The sequence below is a fragment of the Streptomyces sp. LBL genome, assembly GCF_029893585.1.
Lineage (GTDB): Bacteria > Actinomycetota > Actinomycetes > Streptomycetales > Streptomycetaceae > Streptomyces.
Genome location: NZ_JARXYX010000023.1, coordinates 37,021 through 58,433, shown reverse-complemented (window position 1 = coordinate 58,433; position 21,413 = coordinate 37,021). Strand labels below are relative to the sequence as shown.

Here is a 21,413-nt window from a genome sequence, read left to right as displayed (position 1 = left end):
GGGTTCGGTACAGCTTATCGAAGGAAGGTTCTGTGGCGACATAGGGCGCACAGGAGGCGCACGATGCGTGTCGTAAGCCCCTTGTGCACCCCTCTTCTGGAACTCACCCGTCCCCGCCCTCTGGGCTCGTCCTGGGGCTCATCCGTCCCCGCCCTCTGGGCTCGTCCGTTCCCTCCGGGGTTCACCCGTTCCCTGAGGAGTTCACCCGTTCCCTGAGGTCATCGCACGGCTCAGACGAGGCCCAGCCGCTCGGCCGCCGTCGCCGCGTCGACCGGGACGGTGACCGGCTGCGGGGCGCCCGCGACGGCCCAGTCGGGGTCCTTGAGACCGTTACCGGTGACCGTGCACACGATCGTCTGCCCGGGGTCGACCTTGCCCTGCTCGGCCATCTTCAGCAGACCGGCGACGGACGCGGCGGACGCGGGCTCGACGAACACGCCCTCCTGAGCGGCCAACAGCCGGTAGGCGCGCAGGATTTCACGGTCCGTCACCTCGTCGATGAGGCCGCCCGACTCGTCCCGGGCGGCGAGCGCGAACTGCCACGAGGCCGGGTTGCCGATACGGATCGCGGTGGCGATGGTCGACGGGTCCTTGACCACCTCACCGCGCACGATCGGGGCACTGCCGGAGGCCTGGAAGCCCCACATCCGGGGAGTCTTTCCGGCCAATCCGTCGACGGCGTACTCCTGGTACCCCTTCCAGTACGCGGTGATGTTGCCCGCGTTGCCGACCGGGAGGACGTGGATGTCGGGGGCGTCACCGAGCATGTCGACGATCTCGAACGCGGCGGTCTTCTGGCCCTCGATTCGCACCGGGTTGACCGAATTGACCAGCGACACGGGGTAGTTGTCGCTCAGGGCGCGGGCGAGAGTGAGGCAGTCGTCGAAGTTGCCGGCGACCTGAAGTATCTTCGCGCCATGCACGAGGGCCTGGCCCATCTTGCCGAGCGCGATCTTGCCCTGCGGGACGAGAACGGCCGAAACCATTCCCGCGCGCACGGCGTACGCGGCGGCGGAGGCCGACGTGTTGCCAGTGGAGGCGCAGATGACCGCCTTCGCGCCCTCCTCCTTGGCCCGCGTGATGGCCATGGTCATGCCGCGGTCCTTGAAGGACCCGGTGGGGTTGGCGCCCTCCACCTTGAGGTGGACCTCGCAACCGGTGCGCTCGGAGAGCACCTGCGCGGGCACGAGAGGCGTGCCGCCCTCACGGAGCGTCACGATCGACGTGGTGTCGGACACCGGCAGCCGGTCCCGGTACTCCTCGATGATTCCGCGCCACTGGTGGGTCATTGCTGGTTACTCTCCTTCAACCCGCATGATGCTGGCGACACCACGCACGGTGTCGAGCTTGCGCAACGCCTCGACGGTGCCGCCCAAAGCGGCGTCGGACGCTCGGTGCGTGACGACGACGAGGGAGGCCTCGCCGTCCTTCCCCTGCTGTCGAACCGTATCGATCGAGACCCCGTGCTCGGCAAAAACGGTGGCCACCTGGGCGAGAACACCTGGTTTGTCGGCCACGTCGAGGCTGATGTGATAGCGCGTGACGACCTCGCCCATTCCCGACACGGGCAGCGCGGCGTACGCGGACTCGCCGGGGCCCGTGGCGCCGTTGAGCCGGTTGCGGCAGACGGCCACCAGGTCGCCGAGGACGGCGGAGGCGGTGGGGGCGCCGCCGGCGCCGGGGCCGTAGAACATCAGCTGGCCGGAGGCGTCGGACTCGACGAACACCGCGTTGTACGCGCCGCGCACCGAGGCGAGCGGGTGGGTCAGCGGAATCATCGCGGGGTGCACGCGCGCGGTGACGGAGGCGCCGTCGGCGGCCCGCTCACAGATCGCGAGCAGCTTGATGGTGCAGCCCATCTCCCGGGCGGAGGCGAAGTCGGCCGCCGTCACCTCGGTCATGCCCTCGCGGTGGACGTCGTCGAGGCGCACGCGCGTGTGGAAGGCGATCCCGGCGAGGATGGCGGCCTTGGCGGCGGCGTCGAAGCCCTCGACGTCGGCGGTCGGGTCGGCTTCCGCGTACCCGAGGGCGGTGGCCTCGTCGAGGGCCTCCTGGTAGCCCGCCCCCGTGCTGTCCATCTTGTCGAGGATGAAGTTGGTGGTGCCGTTGACGATCCCCAGCACCCGATTGACCTTGTCACCGGCGAGGGACTCACGCAGCGGGCGGATCAGCGGGATGGCACCGGCGACGGCGGCCTCGTAGTAGAGGTCGTTGTTGCTCTGTTCCGCCGCCGCGTGGAGCGCGGCACCGTCCTGGGCGAGCAGGGCCTTGTTGGCGGAGACGACGGAGGCACCGTGCTCGAAGGCGGTGGTGATGAGCGTACGAGCGGGCTCGATGCCTCCGATGACCTCGACGACCACGTCGATGTCGCCGCGTTTGACGAGGGCGGTGGCGTCGGTGGTGACCAGCCTCGGGTCGATGCCGTCACGGACCTTGCCGGGCCGCCGTACGGCCACGCCCGCGAGCTCCACCGGGGCGCCGATGCGGGCGGCGAGGTCGTCGGCGTGCGTCGTCATGATGCGCGCCACCTCTGTGCCGACCACTCCGCAGCCCAGCAGCGCCACCTTCAGCGGACGCGTACGCATCATCCGACCTCGTTTCCTCATACCGTCTACGGTTGGTTCAGTCTCACTCACCGGACGGGACTTTCTATCCCATGTCCGGATCGTGAGACATCTATTTCATTTGCACGGACCCTGACGACAGGAGATCCTCCACCCCTTCCTCTCCGGTGGAGTCTCCCTTCCTATCGGTCCTCCCGGGTCCTCCCTGGTCCTCTCCGGTCCTCTCCGGGGTGGTTCACCCGATGTCGAGACGCAGGAGGTCCTCCTCCGTCTCGCGGCGGACGATGACCCGGGAGACGCCGTCGTCGACCGCCACGACCGGCGGGCGGAGCACATGGTTGTAGTTGCTGGCCATGGACCGGCAGTACGCGCCCGTGGCCGGTACGGCGATGAGGTCACCCGGTGCCAGGTCGGCCGGCAGGAAAGCGTCCTTCACCACGATGTCCCCGCTCTCGCAGTGCTTGCCGACGACCCGGGCGAGCATCGGCTCGGCGTCGGAGCTGCGGGAGACGAGCGCGACGCTGTACTCGGCGTCGTACAACGCCGTACGGATGTTGTCGGACATGCCACCGTCGACGGAGACGTACGTCCGCAGCCCGTCGAGGGGCTTGATGGTGCCGACCTCGTAGAGCGTGAAGGCGGTCGGTCCGACGATGGCCCGCCCCGGCTCGACGGAGATGCGGGGGGTGCGGAGCCGGGCGGCGTCGCACTCGCGGCTGACGATCTCGGTCAGCGCCTTGGCGATCTCATGGGGCTCGCGGGGGTCGTCGTCGCTGGTGTAGGCGATGCCGAGCCCGCCGCCCAGATCGATCTCGGGCAGCTCGACCCCGTGCTCGTCGCGGATCTCCTTCAGCAGCCCGACCACGCGATGGGCGGCGACCTCGAAGCCGGACATGTCGAAGATCTGCGACCCGATGTGGGAGTGGATCCCGATCAGTTCGAGCCCGTCGAGCTGCAGGGCCCGCCGTACGGCCTCGGCGGCCTGCCCGTCGGCCAGCGGAATGCCGAACTTCTGGTCCTCGTGGGCGGTGGCGATGTACTCGTGCGTGTGGGCCTCGACGCCGACGGTGATACGGATCTGCACGCGCTGCCGCTTACCGAGGGACTGGGCGATGTGGGCGACCCGGACGATCTCCTGGAAGGAGTCGAGGACGATCCGCCCGACGCCCGCGTCGATGGCCCGGTGGATCTCCTGCGTCGACTTGTTGTTGCCGTGGAAGGCGATGCGGTCGGCGGGCATACCGACGGACAGCGCGGTGGCGAGCTCACCACCGGAGCACACATCCAGGTTGAGCCCCTCCTCGTGCAACCAGCGCACGATCGCGCGCGAGAGGAAGGCCTTGCCCGCGTAGAAGACGTCTGCGTCGGCCCCGAAGGCGCCGCGCCAGGCACGGGCCCGCCCCCGGAAGTCGGCCTCGTCGATGACGTAGGCGGGGGTGCCGTGCTCCTCGGCGAGCGTCTTCACATCGACGCCGCCGACGGTGACGACACCGTCGGCGTTACGGCCGACGGTCTGCGCCCACACCTTGGGGTCGAGGGTGTTGAGGTCGGCGGCCGGGGCGGAGTAGTGCCCCTCGGGGTACACATCGGCGTGACGGGGCCCGGCGGGGTGTGCGGAACGACTCATGACTGATCTCTTCTTGTCTCTTCTTGTATCTTCTGGGCTCTTCTGGGCTCTTCTGGGCTCAGAGATATTCGGGCGCGTCGATACCGAGCAGGGACAGGCCACCGGCCAGCACCGCCCCGGCGGCTTCGGCAAGAGCGAGCCGGGCACGGTGGGCGGCCGAGGGTTTCTCCTCGCCGCGCGGAAGAACGGTGGCGAGGAAGGGGAGAACGGCATCGGCGACGGTGACGAGATGCCGGGCGAGACGGTCGGGGGCCCGGTGGGTGGCGGCCAGGGTGAGGATGCGGGGGTGGTCGGCAAGGGGGGTGAGGAGGGGGGCGAGGGGGGTGTCGAGGGTGGCGCGCGTGGGGGGCGTTTCGGCGATCGGGGGGGCGGGGGTGTCGCATGGGGCGGCGGTCCGGGGCGCTTGTGCTTGTGCCTCGCCGGGTGCGGCGATCCGGAGTGCGCGTACGTCGCCGGGTTCGGCGTGGAACCCGAGGTCGGCGGCGTTGCGGCTGAGCGCCCGGGTGCGGGCGTGGGCGTAGCGGACGCGGAAGAGGGGGTTGCTCTCACGCTGCACGAGGTGCTCGGCGCCGATCCGGGGCCGGTCGTGGGTGGCCGGCTGGAGGAGGGCCCAACGGCCGGCGTCACGTCCGAGCGGAAGGGGATCGGAGGGCGCGGGAACGGGCCGTACGTCGACCTCGATCGGGACGGGTTCCGCAGAGCTGCGGCACGCGCCCGCGGGACTGCCGTACGCGCCCACAGGACTGCCGTAGGCGTCCACAGAGCTGCCGTAGGCATCCACGCGCACGCCGAGAACGCTCTCCCATTCTGGCTCGGGGCGGACCTCGGAGCTGGTGCGCACGCGGTCGCCCTGCGAACGGAGGAGGCGGGCGACGACGTCCGCGACGACGACGGCGCGGACTTCGTGGGCGGCGTGCAGCTGCCGGACCCGCCCGCTGGGCGCATCCGCGTGCCCGTATGTCCGCCCCTTGGCCAGGATCTCCTCGACGAGAGCGGCGGAAGCGGCTCTGCGGAGGCTGATGTTCAGGAACCCGGGTCCGGAGATGACGACATCATCGACACCGTCGGCACCATCGGCACCGAGCAGATGACCTCGGAGAACCTCGGCAACGAACCGGGGCGTCCGCTCGGCCGGCCGCGCGAGCTGAAGGGCGATGTTGGTGGCGTAGTCCCCGCATCCACCGGGCCCGGGCGGCGTGACCACGACCCGCTCCGGCACGGCCACACGGAGCTCCCCCTCGTCGACAGCACGACGCACCGCGCGCAGCACGGTACGGGAGAGCTCGACGGGGGTCACGGGGACAAGCGTAGGGGAGGAGGGGGGTGGGTAGGCGAGTCGGTTTGGGTGGCGGTCCGGCATATGGACGGGCGGGGCAGCCCCCCACCGCTCAGCCGTCGCCCGCCTCAACCAGCCGTCGACTGTCCGACCGCCTCGGCCGCCGATTCGTCCGGTCCGTTTGGTTGCCGGTTGGTTGCCGGCGCATCCGGTCCACTCAGCCACCGGCTCATCGCTCAGCCGCCGGCTTGTCCGGCCCGCTCGGCCTCTCCGGCGCCGCCGAGGATGTCATCGAACGCGGCGCCCTCGTCGTCTCCCCCCACAGCACCCTCGCGCTTACTTCGCTCGACCAACTGCCATACAAGACGGACAAGTTCGGCAGGATCGAACGGCTTGGCGAGGAAGGCGTCGACGCCGACATCGAGGCCGTTGTCGATCTCGTACTGCGTACAGGCGCTGACGATGGCGAGGGGAAGACGACGGGTCCGCGGATCGGAACGCAGCCGCGCGGCGGTCCGGAGGCCGTCCAGCCGAGGCATCACGACATCGAGGGTGATGGCATCGGGTCGCACCTGATGAACGACATCCAGACACTCGGCACCATCGGCCGCGGTCACCACCTCGAAACCCTCCAGTTCGAGATTGACCCTGATCAGCTGCCGGATGACCTTGTTGTCGTCCACAACAAGAACCCGGCCGGAAGCGCCTGACACAACTCGAGAGTAGGTCGGGACCGGCCACCGCGTCCGGGCTTTCCCCACTTCCACTCCGTGTGGGCTACCCCGACCCCGCTGACGCCGGGAAACCCGTTCCTGATCACCTCAACGGAGCTGGTAGTGTTCTACCCGTCGCCACGAGCTAACAACTCCGCAGCCGACACGCCCCCGTAGCTCAGGGGATAGAGCAACGGCCTCCGGAGCCGTGTGCGCAGGTTCGAATCCTGCCGGGGGCACCGGAAACTTAGGCCCTGACCAGCGGAAACGCCGGTCAGGGCCTTTCTTGTGCATGCCAAAACAGCAACGGCCAACAAGTCTGTGCGCGCTCGCTGATTCACGTACTCCGACCTGGAGTTTTGCCGCACTGCTCAACCCAGGCCCCAATTGTCCGATCTCGTGACATCACCCCGTGCGGGACATGTGCGGGACGGAGACGCCGAAATCGGGGTTCCTCGAGCCACGACTCGCATCACGGCGCAGGCGGCTACTCAGAGTCCTGCCCGGTCTCCGGAGCCGAGGCCGGGACCACGGCAAAGAGGCATGAAGTACTTCTCGGCCAACTTCGCGAGGTGCAGTGGGAGGGGCCGGGAGAGCGGGTGGCACTCATCGCGGAAGTTCAGTTGACGGGCGGCCGCCGCAACCACGACGGGCCGGTCCGGGGCTATGCAGATGCGCCCTGCCCCCGCAGCCGCCAGGGTCGACTCGGACGGGCAGCCACTGTCGGCCGCGACCCTTGCAATACATGCATCGGTGAAAGTATCATCGATGAAAGTTTTCTGTTTGTTTCTGACGGAGGTCGGTCGCCGTGAACGGATTCATCGGCCGCCGGGCCGAACTCGGCCTTCTGGACGATCTACTCGCCCCCGTGCGGACCGGCGGACGCAGCGGGCGGCCCGGTCGGGCTGTGCTACTGCGGGGGCGCCGGCGTGTGGGCAAGTCCCGGCTGGTGGAGGAGTTCCTGGAGCGCGCCGGGCTGCCTCACGTCTTCTTCACCGCTGTCGGCGGCTCGAAGGAGGAGGATCTGGCGGGCTTCGCCGCCGAGGTGGCGGCCTCCACCCTTCCCGATGCGGCCCGCTTCGCCGACTTCACGGCGCCGCAGACCTGGGACGGGGCCCTGAGCCTGCTCGCCGGAGCGCTCCCTATGGACAGACCCAGCGTGGTCGTGCTGGACGAGATGCCCTACCTCGTACGCGAGGACCCCAGCTTCGAGGGCGCCCTGCAGAAGGTCTTCGACCGGACCCTGTGCAAGCTGCCCGTGCTCCTGATCCTGGTGGGTTCCGACATCGCCATGATGGAGAAACTCAACACCTACGGACGGCCCTTCTACCAGCGCGGTACCGACATGGTCGTTCCCCCGCTCAGCCCCGCCGACGTCGCCGCGATGCTCAGTCTGCCCGCAGCCGACGCCTTCGACGCCTACCTCGTCTCCGGCGGACTCCCGCTCATCCTCGACGAGTGGCCGCACGGTGCCGACCTGTGGGAATATCTCGCATCAGCTCTGCGCCGACCGACCTCGGCCCTGCTCGTCAGCGGCGAGCGCACCCTGGCCGCCGAGTTCCCCACCGAGACTCAGGCCCGCACCGTACTGGGCGCCATCGGCCATGGCGAGCGCACCTTCACCCTGATCGGCCGGGCAGCCGGCGGCCTCAACCCCGGCTCCGTAGCCCGCTCCCTGGAACTGCTCACCACACGCCGCATGGTCGCCGCCGAACTCCCCCTGTCCACCCGCCCCAGCCGCGAGACCCGCTACCGCATCGATGACCCCTACCTGCGCTTCTGGCTCTCCTTCATCGGCCCCGGCATCCCTGCCGTCGAACGAGGCCGCGGCGACCGCGTCCTGGAATCCATCCGCACCAGCTGGACGGCATGGCGCGGACGCGCCATCGAGCCGGTCATCCGCGAAGCCCTCTGGCGTCTCGCCGACGACCGGCTCCCCGTGGACAGCAACGCCATCGGCGGCTACTGGACCCGCACCAACGACCCCGAGATCGACATTATCGCCGCCGACCGCTCCCCCATCGCCAAAAAGATCACCCTCATCGGATCCATCAAATGGCTCGAAAGCAAACCCTTCGACACCCGCGACCTCGCCCGCCTCATCACCCACCGCTCTCAACATCCCGGCGCCGACGACACCACCCCCCTCCTCGCCATCGCCCGCAACGGCTGCACTGCCTCAGGCATCCCCAGTCTCACCCCCGAAGACCTCCTCGCCGCCTGGACCTGACCCGCGGCCAAGCCGCCCGAGGTAGGGCCAGAGACGCCGCGGTAGCCAGTCCTGACAGGTGGTCAGGGTGGTAATCCCGAGCTCCCGGGCACCGTCCCACAGTGCTCCGATGCCTTCCCACCCACACAACTGGGACCGCCGTTTCGAGGCAGCGCCACGGCCGATCAGGCACGCCTCATGTGCTTCAGCGGCGCAAGCCTCACCGACGATCTGCGACAAGCCGCAGCTCGCGACCGCGACATCCAGCTCATCGACCTGCAGCGCGTCCACCAAGGCGAATGACGCCGGAACTCGAGCCTTTCGCCGACGCCCGGAGGCGACCGGGTGCCGCTCCACGGTCCGGCGAGCTGTGCAGCGGCCGGTACCGAGTCGCGGGCGGCTACCCGGAGCGCGGCTCGGGCCGCCGGAGCCGGGCCGGGGCGAACGGCCGGACGTACTCCTGGGCCAGCTTCGCGAGGTGCAGCGGGAGCGGCCGGGAAAGCGGGTGGCACTCGTCGTGGAAGCACAACACAAGACATCCCCGGGCAGCTCGAAGAAGCGTGTGAGGGTGGGGCATGTCCGCTTGCGTGGGCAGAAGCCCGGCGGGCCACCAGAGCATCGATCACTCCAATGGGTGACACCGGCACTCGGTGATTGACGGGCGGGGTACCGTCAGGAGCTACGGCTCGCCGCGAAACACCTCGCGGAGTCCGTCGGCACACCGAGTTTCACATTGCGGCGGCATGGAGGAGCACAGCGCCCAGGTCATCGGCCAGGGCCCTGAGATCCGTCGCACCCGCCGTGCGCCGGCCGGCCACGGCCCTTCCTCCACGCCTCCTCGTCTCCTCACGGGGACGCCGCGCGCCTGAGATGTCGAGTCCCTCATGACGTCCACCACCTCTCTGCCGCGTGAACGTCCCGGAATGCCCATATCAAGCCCAGCAGCAACAACGCCCCATGGAGTCCCGCCGTACGCCCGAACCCAGATGCGAACTCGCGTCGGACCAGCACCGCGGCGACTCTCTCTGCCGACCCCATTCAGCCAGGGGGGATGCAAGGTAGGATAGGTGGCATGAGCGAGCCTACCGGCAAGTACTCGATCACCATGCCGCGCGATATCGCCGAAGCAGCGAAGGCCCGCAGTGGCCCCTCCGGACTGTCCGCTTACGTCGCCGCAGCCGTCGCCCGCCAGATCGAGCGGGACAACCTCAACGAACTCATCACGGTGGCAGAGGCCGAACACGGCCCCATCACCGACGAAGAGATTCAAGCTCTGCGCGACCAACTCCACCAAGCCCGAGAGCAGCAGACCCAAGGCCGGGCGAACGCCGCGTGACCCCCTCCCCCGCGGCCCCCGGCGGCACCCTGGTCCTCGACAGCGAAGGGCTGGCCAAGGCTGTCCTGCGCGACCGTACGGTCACCGGCTGGCTCGCCCTCGCCCGCGCCGACGACCTACGGATGATCACTTCCGCAGCCACCCTCGTGGAAGTGATCCACCCACGGATCAATCGCCCAGCGCTGGAATGGACCCTGTCCCGCCTCGTCATCGAACCGGTCACCGAGCCCATCGCCCGTCGCGCCGCCGCCCTCCTCGCCGACGCCGGCCTGCACGGCCACAAGTACGCCATCGACGCCATGCTCAGCGCCACGGCACTGGCCGCCCCCGGCCCCGTCACCGTCCTCACCTCTGCCCCCGAGGACCTCGCCACGCTCTGCCGCGGGCGAGTCACCGTCATCAAGATCTGACGGGACGCCGCCCGCCCGATCAGTCACGAGGCCCACACCTACCTGCAGCCGGGCCGACCTCGAGCCATCGGACGGCAGCAGCCAGGCAGCAGCCAGGCAGCAGTACCCGGAGCAGTCTCAGATGTAGTACTTGAACTGAGGTAATGGGTCTCGGCCAGGAGGGATTTCTCGCATGATTTCTCCGACCAGTCCCGAGAACTTGATCGTGATGGGCAGCAACCGGCCCAAAGCGGCCGAGTTCGCTCGGCGATCTCCACCAGCGTCCCGTCCCCCGGAACCCTCCACTGCTTCGGGCCCTGGACCGCGCTCCACTGCTCCTTCCAGTCGGCCGCGTTCCACATCTGGGAGACCAGTCCGGTCGGGGAGTACCGCTTGCCGTCGGCCTCCCAGAGGATGGGGGCCTTCCGGTCGTTCACCCAACTCGCCCTGCGACGCCGGGGGTCCTCGTCGAGCCAGGCCCCGATGGCCAGTTCCTCCACGGTGCTGGGGGCGTAGACGAGAGGCGTGCCGTCGCTGATGGCGTCGTGGTCGACAAGCAGGCGAACCGTCTGGGGGCACCGCTGCCGCTTCTCTGCGGGGGCGGATGGCGGACCACATACGGGAGTTGCAGCGCCGAGGGGTTCTCGCGCGGTGGCCGGCCGCTTCCTGACGCCTGGCTCCACCGACGCCGTCACCGTCGAATCATTGCCATTCATATGGCTGATTGACAGCTACTCCGCTCTGGAGGCCGGAACCCGCCCAACAATGTGAGCCTCCAGTCCCACAAGATGCAGGAGGTCAGATGGTCGCCGTCGCTCTGGTGCACAGCACCGCGCTGATGATGGAGCGGCTCCCCGAGAAACCTCCGGCGTGGCTCCTCCGTGGTGAGCGGACCTTCGCGTACCCGCACAAAGACTGGAGAAAGCCGCGCGTATGGTGCCTCGCCTTCTTCACAGACCGTCACGCCAGATACGAGCGGCGCAGGATCATCGGAGTGGGCAGCGTCTTCCGAGGACGCCGTACAGGTCGGCTGGCGGATCTACCGCCGCAACTCCGAATCCTCTCATCGGTTGTTCGTGTACAACGCCAACCGGACACACGCAGAGACCGTCATGGGCGTCGACATGATCTACGTGAACGAGCACACGCGCAGCGTGGCGACGGTCCAGTACAAGCGCATGCGCCAGAGCGGACGCAGCTGGGTCTACTGGCACGACGGCACCGGTGAGCGGGAGCTGAAGCGGATGGAGGCCGTGGACGAAGAGTGCAGGGCCGCAGACGAGTGGGCTCGGACGAATCACCAGGGCTCCAGGACGCTGGGAGACCCGCGCCTGGTCACCACGCCGAGCATGGTCAAGCTGTGCCGAACCGTTCCCTTCATGATGAACTCAGCCGCCCTCATCCCCGGCATGTACCTCACACGGGAGCATTTCTGGGAGTTGCTCCATCGCCCCGAGTCCGATGGGCCGTCCGGCGGGACACGCATCGTCGAAGACTCGGTTCCCCGGTACCTGAACAGCGAGTTGAGCCTGCTGTTCGTGGCGTGCACGCGGGCGCGGGAGGCACTGCGGGTGTCCTGGCACGGCGAGCCGAGTCCGTTCCTGGCGCCGGTCGCCGGCCCGCGCCCGTAGCGCCGGGAGCGACTCTGACCTGCGTGAGGCCCCGGGGGAGTCCCCTGAGCCCCACGCACGCGACGGATGCGGAGCGTCAGAGGGTGCCGGGGTCCTCGTCCAGCATGCGACGGGCCTCCGCGAGGGCAGCCGTGTGCGCGAACCACTCCAGCACCGCGCAGATCTCCTCGCTGTGCCCGGCGAAGATCTCCACGGGGAAGGACGGGCGCAGGTCGAGCTTGGCCTCGGCCAGGTCGATGCCCTCGATGCCGTTCAGCCGCGTCATCAACTCGCGCCGCAGCGGCTCGTCGTCGAACGGAGGGCGCCGCTTCAGATACTGGAAGACGACTTCGACCGTCCCGGAGACCGGGTAGATCGCCAGCGGCCACAGCGCGCGAGTGTCGGGTGTGCCGCCGAACCGCACCATGGGGAAGCAACTGGTCTCGCTCGCCCGGCCGTAGGCGAGGTGGCCGCCCTGCTGCTCCCAGAAGCGGAGCGCGCCCAGAACACCTTCGGCGGTTTCCTTGGTCTGGTTGTCACGCAGTTGCGCTTCGAACCGGTCTGCCGCCGACTGCCGCTCGTCTTCGGTCCCCGGCGACGGCACGGTCTCCTCGGCGGTTTCCCTGCCCAGCAGGGCCGCCAGGTCGGCCGTCGTCAGCCGGTGGGAGCGGCGGGCCCGGCCCGCGTCGTCGAAGGGAACGCCCTCCGCCTCCAGGCGGGTTCGCGCATCTCCGAACTCCTGACCGTCGGGCTACCGGAAGCCCGCCGAGACGCGGCCGTCCGCCGTCAGCACCCGGTAGGCGCCGTGCAGGCCGGCCTTGGACGCAAGGTGCTGGCCCACCGGGACGGCATGGGTGCCGATGAGCGCCGCGACATCGCCATACGTCGTCCACGTACCGGCCGGCATGGCAAGGAGCGCGGCCCGCAGCTCCTTCCAGCCGGACCACTCGTCGTCCTCGGGGACCGTTCCGGCGACGGGGCCGGGCCACAGCCGCACCGCCCGGTCGGCCAGGCCGGCGGCGCGGTCGAGGATCTCCGCTCTCCCCCACCGCTCCCGCCCCGCGATCTCCTGGTTCATGCGCAGGGCGCTGGAGTCCAGGATCTCCTGCTTGCGGCGGAACGGATGGTTCGAGAGCTTCGCGTTGTCCGCGGAGAGGGTCAGATTGCCCAGTGTGTGGACGAGCAGGGCATGGAGCTCGTCCGGGCCCTGTCCGTCCTCGGCCTCTTCGGCGAGCAGGTCGAACCACTGCTCGGCGGGGTTCTGCGGCAGTACGTGCTCGACGGTGAGACGCGCCTTGGCGTAGTCGACCGGCTCGCTCCCCCCGTAGCTCTCCTCCAGCCTGCGCAGCACCTGGAACCGCTGATTGCCGCGGCCCGCCTTGTAGAAGGGCCGGGTGCGGATCGCTTCGCGGACCGCGTCGTCGTCGGGCCAGACGCGCGCGCCCGTCTTGTTCTTCGACAGGATGCGGCGCACGGCCTCCGCCGGGTCCTCGTCCTTCTCCAGTTCCTTGGGCATCTCCATGAAGACCCGGTTGCTGCCCGTGGTGGAGTAGCCCGCGAAGAGCCGTCGCACCATGTAGCTCTCGGCGTACGCCAGTGCGCGGGCGGCCTGATGGGGTGTGGCCTGTCCACCGTCCACCCGGTCGAGCAGCTGGAGCGCCAGCGGGTAGTGGGTCTGGCCGCCCCAGCGGGACAGTCTTTCCAGCACCTCGCGCAACTCCGGATCAGGCTCCCGTTCGGGCTCCAGGATCCGCATCAGGCGTTCGGCCCGCCGGGAGAGGGACTCGATCTCGGCTTCGAGTGCCGCTTCGTCCGCGCTCAGGGGTTCCAGGCGCTTCTTCTGGTCGCGGTAGATCTCGCTCTGTTTGGCCCGGCTGTTGCCGGCCACGACCAGGTCGAGCCAGACCAGGAGTTCGAGGTTGGCCGGGCCGAGCAGTTCCTGCATGGGCAGCCAGCGGTTGCGGTAGACCGACTCGCCGCGGACCGGCAGACACATGAAGAGGTAGTTGCGCAGCAGGTCGCTCTGGCTGAGTCCGACACCGGTGTTGTTGATCGACTCGAAGATCCGGTAGACGTTGTCGCCCTCGGCCGCGGTGATCTCGACGATCGACAGCAGGCCGCTCAGTACGGTCTCCACCGCGTCCGTCCACGCCTCACCGCCGCTCTCCTCACCCTCGGTCAGCGCGGCGAGGAAGAACCGGTAGGCGGCACCCACGTTGCCGGGACCCCCCGCCTTGGGTGAGCTCTCGACACATGCGGTGAAGGCATCCCGGTCCGCCTGCGTCGGCAGGAGCCGGTAGTGGTCGTCACCGTTGCGGTACTTGTTGACGAGCACGAGGTCATGGATGCGGTCGGCCTGCCGTTCCGCGCCGCCGCGTTCCCGGTGGCGGTCGCGCAGCGCGGTGAAGGCGAGCATGAGGGTCGTGAGCCGCTGCTGGCCGTCGACGACGAGCCAGCGCTGCATGCCGCCGGCGGTGATCCGGCCCGGTGCCAGCACGACGGAGCCGAGGAAGTGCGCTGCGGGCGCCCGCCCTTCCAGCTGCTCGTCGACCAACTCCTGCACGTCGTCCCAGAGTTGCTGCAGCTGCTCACGCTGCCAGCTGTACGTACGCTGGTAGAGCGGCACCTGGTACTGCTTCTCACCCTGGACGAGCTCTTTGAACGTGGTCTCCTGAGCGTGCACGCGCGCCTCTCCCCCTGGATGTCCCCGACCGGCTGCCCATTTTCCACGATCAGGGGTGTGCACGGGAGCAACCGGAAAATCTCGACACTGAACGATGCGTTCATAAACTGAGTCAAGAGACACAGCATTCCGCGAGGCCGATCCGAGCCTCCAGCACCAGTGCTGAGAGGCGAGGATCCGCGCTGTCTCCGAGCGCCACCGCCACCTCCTCGTACAGCCTCCTCGCCCGCCCGGTGTCGCCGTCGAGGCGCGCCGCGTCCGCGCACACCAACTGCGCATCCACAACGGCGGGTTCCCTGGGGCCCCACGCGGACAGGGCACGGGCGAGCGCCGATGCGAGCTGCGCGCACTCGGCAGCGGGTCCTGTGGAGTCGAGTTCAGCCCTGGCCAGGGCGATCCGGTCGGCGAACTCGCCCCGCCCCAGCCAAGAAGCGCGACGGCTCCGGCCACGCAGGGAGTTTCTCGCGCGCACGCGGCCGGCTTCCTCAGCGATCGGTCCCCCGCGCAGCCGGTAACGGGCCGTGGGATCGGGATGCGGCTCGGGGTCGGGGCCGGGGTCTCTCGTTGTCTCTCAGTGGTCGCAACACACCTCTGACACCGTGCAGGCTCCTCGGACTGTCACCACATTCGAGCCCCTCTACAGGCTGATGCACATCACCCATAGATCGCTCTGAGTTGGCCCCTGGCGCGCTCCTCGAAGCTTGCGTCAGAGATCAAGTGAATCACGCCCTGCAGCACCGAACGGGCGGTACTGTACGACTGCTTCGACCTGCTGGTGGATGCGTGTTGAGACCCCCCGCTACGCGGCCAGGTGACGGATTCCCGCCCGGCTCGGAGGCACCACCGTGGCCTGGATCCCGGTGACCTCGACTTCGACGCCCCAGGCCTCAAGGATCTTGGCCGTCTGCACGAGGGTGACCTGGGAGAACGGGAACAGCGTGTCAGCGGTGAGGTCGGTTCCGTTCTTCAGCAGGATCGCGAAGACGACCTTCGACGGCCGGAAACCCTCCGGCAGGGCACGGCCGGGCCGAGCCGCGGCCACCTTCTGGGCAAACCCGTCCGCGGCCTGCGGCGAGTGCAGCAGGGTCTGCACGGCGACCACGGCCTGACCGAACAGATGGCTCAGCGCGTCGGACCCCTTGGCCCGCTTCACCATGACCAGGACGTCGTCCGGGCTCAGCAGGTCGCAGATCTCCACGCCGTTGCCGCGATGAAGCGCGGTCCGGACGTTGTCACGGTCGAAGCAGACGTACCCGGGCCGCAGGTCGGGCACCGAATCGTTGTAGTCCCGCTCCTTGTCCCCGAGCACCCAGACCGGGAGGTCGACCGAGGGCGTGTCGGTGATGAGCCGCTCCACCTGCGAACGGATCGCCTCCAGGTATGCCTCACCGATCTCGTACCACTGGCCGTCCAGCAGGAAGAACCGGCGGGCACCGAGCGCCACCTCCGCCTCGATCCACCGCAGCACGCTCGACGTCCAGATGACGTCACCCTTGTCCGCACGGGTGTGCGCGTGGAGGGTGACGGTGCCGTCCCGGAGCGCAGCGAAGCGCGTTCCCGCCCTCTGCACACGTGCCCGGTTGAGGACGTACTCCAGGCTGAAGTCGTCGGTGAGGTGGGCGTCCTTGCTGTGCACCTTGGTGGCGAACGCCTGGGCGACGCCGTAGTCGTCCCAGCGATCGGACGGGACGGCGACGGCGATACGTCCGTCCGGCTGCTCGCCGAGCATGTCGTCGAGCCGCCCCTCCAGCCGCGTGACCAGGTCGTCGTCCTTGACCGGGACGATGTGCTCGACGAACTCCAGTTCCGGAGTCGGGGCCTCATCCTGAAGGACACGGGCAATGGCCCGGATGTCCGCGACCAGGTCTGCGGCGTCGATGCCGAGGCGCATCCGCAGCCCGGTACCGCCCTCGACGCTGGAGATCTTCGTACGGTCGTCCTGAGCGATCGTCAGCTGAAGCGCGTCCAGCCGACCGCCCAGCCGCCGCACGATCTGCGCGTGCTCCTGGACACCCAGGCTCCAGACCGGAGCACCGCCGGGCACGAGGGTGATGTCGGTCCGGCCGCCGCCCGGCGTATGGGAGACCATGTCCCGGATCTGGGCGGGGTCCACCTTGCGGATCACGAAACTCAGTCCGAACCGCCGGTCCTTGACCCGGTCGGGCACCAGGCGGAAGCCCTGGTCGTAGCCGACGGCGTACACCTCGTCGTCGACCGCGAGCATCAGCAGCCCAGCCGACCGGTTCACGGGCCGCGACACCTCGCACCCGGTCGTGCGAGTGATCTCGCCGCACCAACTCGCGACCGGCTGCTCGAAGCTGCCGGTGACCAGCAGCGCCGGAACACCCAACCGCTCCTCCGGGAAGTGCAGTTCCGCGTCAACGGCTTCGAGCCGAGCCGGGTCGAGTACGTCGAACATCGCGTCGACGGTGGGAGCGATACCCGTGAGCCGGTACAGGGTGCGCTTGGACGTGCCGGAAGTGCTGGTGGCCATGGTGCCGCTCCATTCGAATCGACGTGTTGCGGGCAGGGGGATGCCCGGGAAGCCGGGAAGCCGGGAAGCCGGGAAGCCAGTGAAAGCACAACCAGTAGAGCAACAACTGAAAGCACTGTCAAATACTTCACATCGGTTAGGTGTCGGTATAGAGTGAAGCCGTCCAGCACGCCCGCCCCCACGTCACCCGGCAGGAGCCCATGAACCAGCAGGCCAGTGCCCTCGTGACCGCCGCCGACATCTCCCGGCTGGCCGGCGTCACTCGCGCCACGGTGAGTAACTGGCGTCGTCGGCATCCGGACTTCCCCGCCCCTACGGGAGGCACGGACGCCAGCCCCACGTACGATCTCGACGCCGTACGCGCCTGGCTCTCCGCCCGTGGCCAACTTCCCGAGGACACACCGGCGGACCGGCTTCGCACCGCGCTGCGCACCCACCCCGGCGACGGCGAACTGGCCCTGCACCTGCTCCCTGTAGTGCTCGCAGCTGCCCGGCTGGACCGGAGCTGGCGCGAAGCCCTTCCCGAACTGCGTGACGACGCACTGCTGCGGTGGGTCCGGTCAGCCGCGGACGACGGAGCCCAGGACATCCCGGGAGCAGAGGACGCCGCATACGGCCCAGAGGCAGCCGGACCGCTGAGGGCCTTGTTGCAGGCCGTCGTCGTGGATGGCGCCGAGAGCGCGACGGATGTCCTGGCCGAACGCCTGTTGGAGGACACCGGCGGCACCGGCACCTACCTCACGCCGCGCCCCCTGGCCGACCTCATGGCCCGGCTCCTGACCGACAGCGCGGGCGCCTTCCCCGCGAGCGTTCTCGACCCCGCGTGCGGCACCGGATCGCTGCTCGCCGCTGCGGCATCCGTCGGCGCGACCGCACTGCGCGGCCAGGACGTCCTGGCCGCGCAGGCCGCCCATGCCGCAGTGCGGCTCCGACTGAGCGCCCCTGAGGCTGCCGTCACCGTACGTGCGGGAGACAGCCTGCGCTCGGACGCCTTCAAGGGCCTCACCGCTGACGCCGTCCTGTGCAATCCTCCGTACGGAGTCCGTGACTGGGGGCACGAGGATCTGGCGTACGACGAACGCTGGGCCTACGGCGTGCCACCCAAGGGCGAGCCCGAACTCGCCTGGGTCCAGCACTGCCTGGCCCACCTCGCGCCGGGGGGCCGTGCCGTGCTGCTCATGCCGCCCGCGGTCGCGGAGCGCACCGCCGGCCGGCGTATCCGAGCACAGCTCGTACGCGACGGAGCCCTCCGCGCGGTCGTCTCGCTTCCCCAGGGCGCGGCCACTCCGCTCCACATCGGCCTGCACCTGTGGGTGCTCGAACGGCCCGATCCGCAGGCCGAAGCTCCGGGGACGGTTCTGCTCGTCGATGCCGCCACTTCCGAGAACCGGGATCTCGACTGGGCCGCCATCGACGACACCGTGCTCTCAGCATGGCGGCCGTATCTTGCCGACCAGGACGGCTTCACCGGAGCCCCGGGCATCGCCGGCGCCGTACCGATCACCGACCTCCTCAACGAGGCCGTGGACCTGACTCCGGCCCGCCACATCCGAACCGCTTCCCGGCAGACTCTGCGCCCCGCCGTACTGGCCCGGCAGGCATCGGAGCTGTACGGCCAACTCCACCGAGCCGCAAGGGACCTGACCGGCCTCAGCGCCGAAGGCGACTGGTCACCGGCCGACGACCGCCCCCGCGACTGGCGCACAGCGACGGTCGCGGATCTTCTGCGTGGCGGCGCTCTCAGCTTGCTTCGTACCGCGCCCGGAAGCCGCCGGACCCGTAGCGGCCAACCACTACCGCAGCCCGAACCAGAACTCGGCGGACGACCGACGATCACGGCAACCGACGTCGTGAAGAACCGACCCGCCTCCGGAACGGAAGCGGACCTTCCCACCGGCGCCGACCTCCCCTTGATCCAGGGAAGTGACGTGCTGCTCACAGAGACGCTCCACGTGGGGCGTGCCGCCGTGGCCCGGGTCGTCGAGCCGGGCGAGACAGGCTGCTCCCTAGGGCCCCATCTGCTGCTGTTCCGCCCGGATCAGCGTCGGCTCGACCCCTGGTTCCTGGCCGGGTTCCTCTCAGCGGAGCAGAACGTCAACGCCGCAGCCACCGGCACATCCATCGTTCGAGTGGACCCACGACGACTACGCGTTCCCTTGCTCCCACTCGCCGAACAGCAGCGCTACGGCGACGCGTTCCGCCACCTGCACGAGCTGCGTACCGCCGCCAACCGTGCCGACCAGGCCGCCGAGGACGTCACACGTCTCCTCAGTACCGGACTCACCGGCGGCGCGCTGTTGCCGCTCGATCCCGGATCGGCGTGAAACGTGCGGCCTGGCACCACGAACGACCAGACTTGACCTCTCCGTCCCTCTGGGACGGCGAAACTCCGGAAGGACAGCGTTGAACAGCAGTAAGCACACGGAACTGGCGAACCACGCGTGGTCGGTCGCCGACCTCCTGCGCGGCGACTACAAGCAGTCCGACTACGGCAAGGTGATCCTTCCGTTCACCGTGCTGCGGCGCCTGGAGTGCGTCCTCGCCCCGACCAAGGACAAGGTCCTGGAGGTCGCCGCCCGCTACGAGAACCAGGACATCAACCCCGACCGCTTCCTGCGCAAGGCGTCCGGCCACAGCTTCTACAACACCAGCACCTACACGCTGAAGGCCATCGCGGGCGACGCCTCGCACGCGGCGAAGTACCTCAACCAGTACTACGGCGCCTTCTCCCCCAACGCGCGGGAGGTCCTGGAGCGGTACGACTTCGCCCAGCAGATCAAGCGGCTTGAGGCGGCGGACCTGCTGTACCAGGTGGTCGGGCGGTTCGCCGATCTCGACCTGCGGCCGGTGGAGAGGGACGCCGACGGCAATGTCGTGCTCGACGAGGACGGCAATCCGGTCGAGATCGTCACCAACCACCAGATGGGCTACACCTTCGAGGAACTGATCCGGCGCTTCGCCGAGCAGTCCAACGAGACGGCCGGTGAACACTTCACACCCCGGGAAGTCATCCGGCTGATGGTCAACCTGCTCGTCGCACCGGACAGTGACGCGCTGGCCCTGCCGGGCACCGTCCGCACGGTCATGGACCCGGCCTGCGGCACCGGCGGCATGCTCAGCGCGGCCGAGGAACACATCACCGCCCACAACCGGGACGCCACGGTCAAGGTCTTCGGCCAGGAACTCAACCCCGAGTCCTGGGCCATCTGCCGGTCGGACATGATGATCAAGGGCCAGGACCCGGAGAACATCAAGTTCGGCAACTCGTTCAGCGACGACGGCCACACCGGCGCCACCTTCGACTACCTGCTGGCCAACCCACCGTTCGGCGTGGAGTGGAAGAAGGTCAAGGACACCGTCGAGGACGAACACGAACACCTCGGTGACAGCGGGCGGTTCGGGGCCGGCCTGCCGCGCATCAACGACGGGTCGCTGCTCTTCCTCCAGCACATGATCTCGAAGATGAAGCCGGTGGACGCGTCGGGGGCGGGCGGCAGCCGCATCGCGATCGTCTTCAACGGCTCCCCGCTGTTCACGGGGGCGGCTGAGTCGGGTGAGTCCAAGATCCGGCAGTGGATCCTGGAGAAGGACTGGCTGGAGGGCATCGTCGCCCTGCCTGACCAGCTCTTCTACAACACCGGCATCTCCACGTACTTCTGGGTGCTCAGCAACCGCAAGGCCAGGGACAGGCGCGGCAAAGTCGTCCTGCTGGACGCGCGCGACTACTGGCGCAAGATGCGGAAGTCGCTCGGCGACAAGCGCAAGGAACTGGGCGAGCAGCACATCTCCGAGATCACGCGGCTGTACACGGAGGCGCTGGCAGTCGTCGACGCGGCGGAGAAGGGCGGCGGCCACGACCTGGCCGACCGGGCCGGGAAGATCAAGGTCTTCCGCAACGAAAACTTCGGGTATCACCGGATCACCGTCGAACGGCCGCTGAAGCTCCGCTTCGAGGTGACGGAGGAGACGCTGACGGCCCTCACCGCGTCGAAGCCGATGGGAAGGGTCACGGACGTCGAGGCGTTCGTAGCGGCGCTGCGCCCGCTCGTCGGCAAGTCCTGGACGACGAAGTCCGACGCGTGGATCGACCTGAAGGACGCGATCGTCGCGGCCGGCCTGTTGTGGCCGACGGGCGCGCCGTTCGGCAAGGCCCTACGGGAGGCGGTCGGCGTCCGCGACCCGGAGGGCGAGGTCCAGCGCATCAAGGGCGAGCCGGAACCGGATCCGGAGCTGCGGGACTACGAGAACGTGCCGCTGGAGGAGGACGTGGAGGAGTACCTGCGGCGGGAGGTGCTGCCGCATGTCCCGGACGCGTGGATCGACCACGGCAAGACGAAGGTGGGGTATGAGATTCCGTTCACTCGGCATTTCTACGTGTACAAGCCGCCGCGGCCGTTGGGGGAGATCGACGCGGAGCTGAAGGCTCTGGAGGCAGAGATCCAGGCGCTGCTGGGCGAGGTAACGGAATGACCGGGACAAGCACAACGACGCTCCGCTCAGCCGCGGAAGTCG

15 protein-coding genes and 1 tRNA gene are annotated in these 21,413 nt (G+C 68.9%); 7 read left to right on the top strand and 9 right to left on the bottom strand.

Going from position 1 to position 21,413, the window contains the following annotated elements:
- Positions 1–230: 230 nt before the first annotated feature.
- The 5 genes from thrC to M2271_RS26330 all read right to left on the bottom strand — a co-directional run bounded on the left by thrC (position 231) and on the right by M2271_RS26330 (position 6,228).
- Positions 231–1,289 (bottom strand): threonine synthase, encoded by a 1,059-nt coding sequence (gene thrC, locus M2271_RS26350; protein ID WP_280889813.1) that lies wholly within the window; start codon positions 1,287–1,289, stop codon positions 231–233.
- Positions 1,290–1,295: 6 nt separating this feature from the next.
- Positions 1,296–2,585: a homoserine dehydrogenase gene (locus M2271_RS26345; protein WP_280889890.1), complete on the bottom strand. Its 1,290-nt coding sequence runs from the start codon at positions 2,583–2,585 to the stop codon at positions 1,296–1,298.
- A 214-nt stretch (positions 2,586–2,799) separates the two neighbouring features.
- Positions 2,800–4,191, bottom strand: coding sequence for a diaminopimelate decarboxylase (gene lysA / locus M2271_RS26340; RefSeq protein WP_280889812.1), 1,392 nt, complete (start codon positions 4,189–4,191; stop codon positions 2,800–2,802).
- A 58-nt stretch (positions 4,192–4,249) separates the two neighbouring features.
- A complete protein-coding gene (nrtL, locus tag M2271_RS26335) occupies positions 4,250–5,488 on the bottom strand; it encodes an ArgS-related anticodon-binding protein NrtL (protein WP_280889811.1) in 1,239 nt (412 codons plus the stop codon).
- A gap of 215 nt (positions 5,489–5,703) precedes the next feature.
- Positions 5,704–6,228 carry a response regulator gene (locus tag M2271_RS26330; RefSeq protein ID WP_280889810.1) on the bottom strand — a complete coding sequence of 175 codons (525 nt, stop codon included), beginning with the start codon at positions 6,226–6,228 and terminating at the stop codon, positions 5,704–5,706.
- 119 nt (positions 6,229–6,347) lie between these two features.
- Between M2271_RS26330 and M2271_RS26325 the strand changes: the two genes are divergently transcribed.
- The 5 genes from M2271_RS26325 to M2271_RS26305 all read left to right on the top strand — a co-directional run bounded on the left by M2271_RS26325 (position 6,348) and on the right by M2271_RS26305 (position 11,745).
- A tRNA-Arg gene (locus M2271_RS26325) sits at positions 6,348–6,419 on the top strand.
- Positions 6,420–6,988: 569 nt separating this feature from the next.
- Positions 6,989–8,410, top strand: a complete 1,422-nt coding sequence (locus M2271_RS26320; RefSeq protein WP_280889809.1) for an ATP-binding protein — start codon at positions 6,989–6,991, stop codon at positions 8,408–8,410.
- 1,051 nt (positions 8,411–9,461) lie between these two features.
- Complete coding sequence (locus M2271_RS26315) at positions 9,462–9,725, top strand: CopG family transcriptional regulator (RefSeq protein ID WP_280889808.1); 264 nt, start codon at positions 9,462–9,464, stop codon at positions 9,723–9,725.
- Positions 9,722–10,135 (top strand): PIN domain-containing protein, encoded by a 414-nt coding sequence (locus M2271_RS26310; protein ID WP_280889807.1) that lies wholly within the window; start codon positions 9,722–9,724, stop codon positions 10,133–10,135. The genes M2271_RS26315 and M2271_RS26310 overlap by 4 nt, the downstream gene beginning before the upstream one ends.
- Before the next feature lie 1,091 nt (positions 10,136–11,226).
- Complete coding sequence (locus M2271_RS26305; protein ID WP_280889806.1) at positions 11,227–11,745, top strand: hypothetical protein; 519 nt, start codon at positions 11,227–11,229, stop codon at positions 11,743–11,745.
- 76 nt (positions 11,746–11,821) lie between these two features.
- On the opposite strand, the gene M2271_RS42585 is transcribed toward M2271_RS26305, so the two are convergent.
- From M2271_RS42585 to M2271_RS26290, 4 genes are all read right to left on the bottom strand, one after another.
- On the bottom strand, positions 11,822–12,328 hold the full coding sequence (locus M2271_RS42585) for a hypothetical protein (RefSeq protein ID WP_348539193.1): 507 nt from the start codon (positions 12,326–12,328) through the stop codon (positions 11,822–11,824).
- Positions 12,329–12,475: 147 nt separating this feature from the next.
- The gene (locus M2271_RS26300; RefSeq protein ID WP_348539192.1) at positions 12,476–14,407 is read right to left on the bottom strand and encodes a DUF262 domain-containing protein; all 1,932 of its coding nucleotides are present in this window, start codon (positions 14,405–14,407) and stop codon (positions 12,476–12,478) included.
- Positions 14,408–14,519: 112 nt separating this feature from the next.
- Positions 14,520–14,879, bottom strand: a complete 360-nt coding sequence (locus M2271_RS26295) for a hypothetical protein (protein ID WP_280889805.1) — start codon at positions 14,877–14,879, stop codon at positions 14,520–14,522.
- 327 nt (positions 14,880–15,206) lie between these two features.
- Complete coding sequence (locus M2271_RS26290; RefSeq protein ID WP_280889804.1) at positions 15,207–16,901, bottom strand: TIGR04141 family sporadically distributed protein; 1,695 nt, start codon at positions 16,899–16,901, stop codon at positions 15,207–15,209.
- A gap of 200 nt (positions 16,902–17,101) precedes the next feature.
- On the opposite strand from M2271_RS26290, the gene M2271_RS26285 reads away from it, so the two are divergent.
- Positions 17,102–19,225, top strand: a complete 2,124-nt coding sequence (locus M2271_RS26285) for an N-6 DNA methylase (RefSeq protein WP_280889803.1) — start codon at positions 17,102–17,104, stop codon at positions 19,223–19,225.
- A 79-nt stretch (positions 19,226–19,304) separates the two neighbouring features.
- Positions 19,305–21,371 (top strand): class I SAM-dependent DNA methyltransferase, encoded by a 2,067-nt coding sequence (locus tag M2271_RS26280; RefSeq protein ID WP_280889802.1) that lies wholly within the window; start codon positions 19,305–19,307, stop codon positions 21,369–21,371.
- Positions 21,372–21,413: the final 42 nt, after the last annotated feature.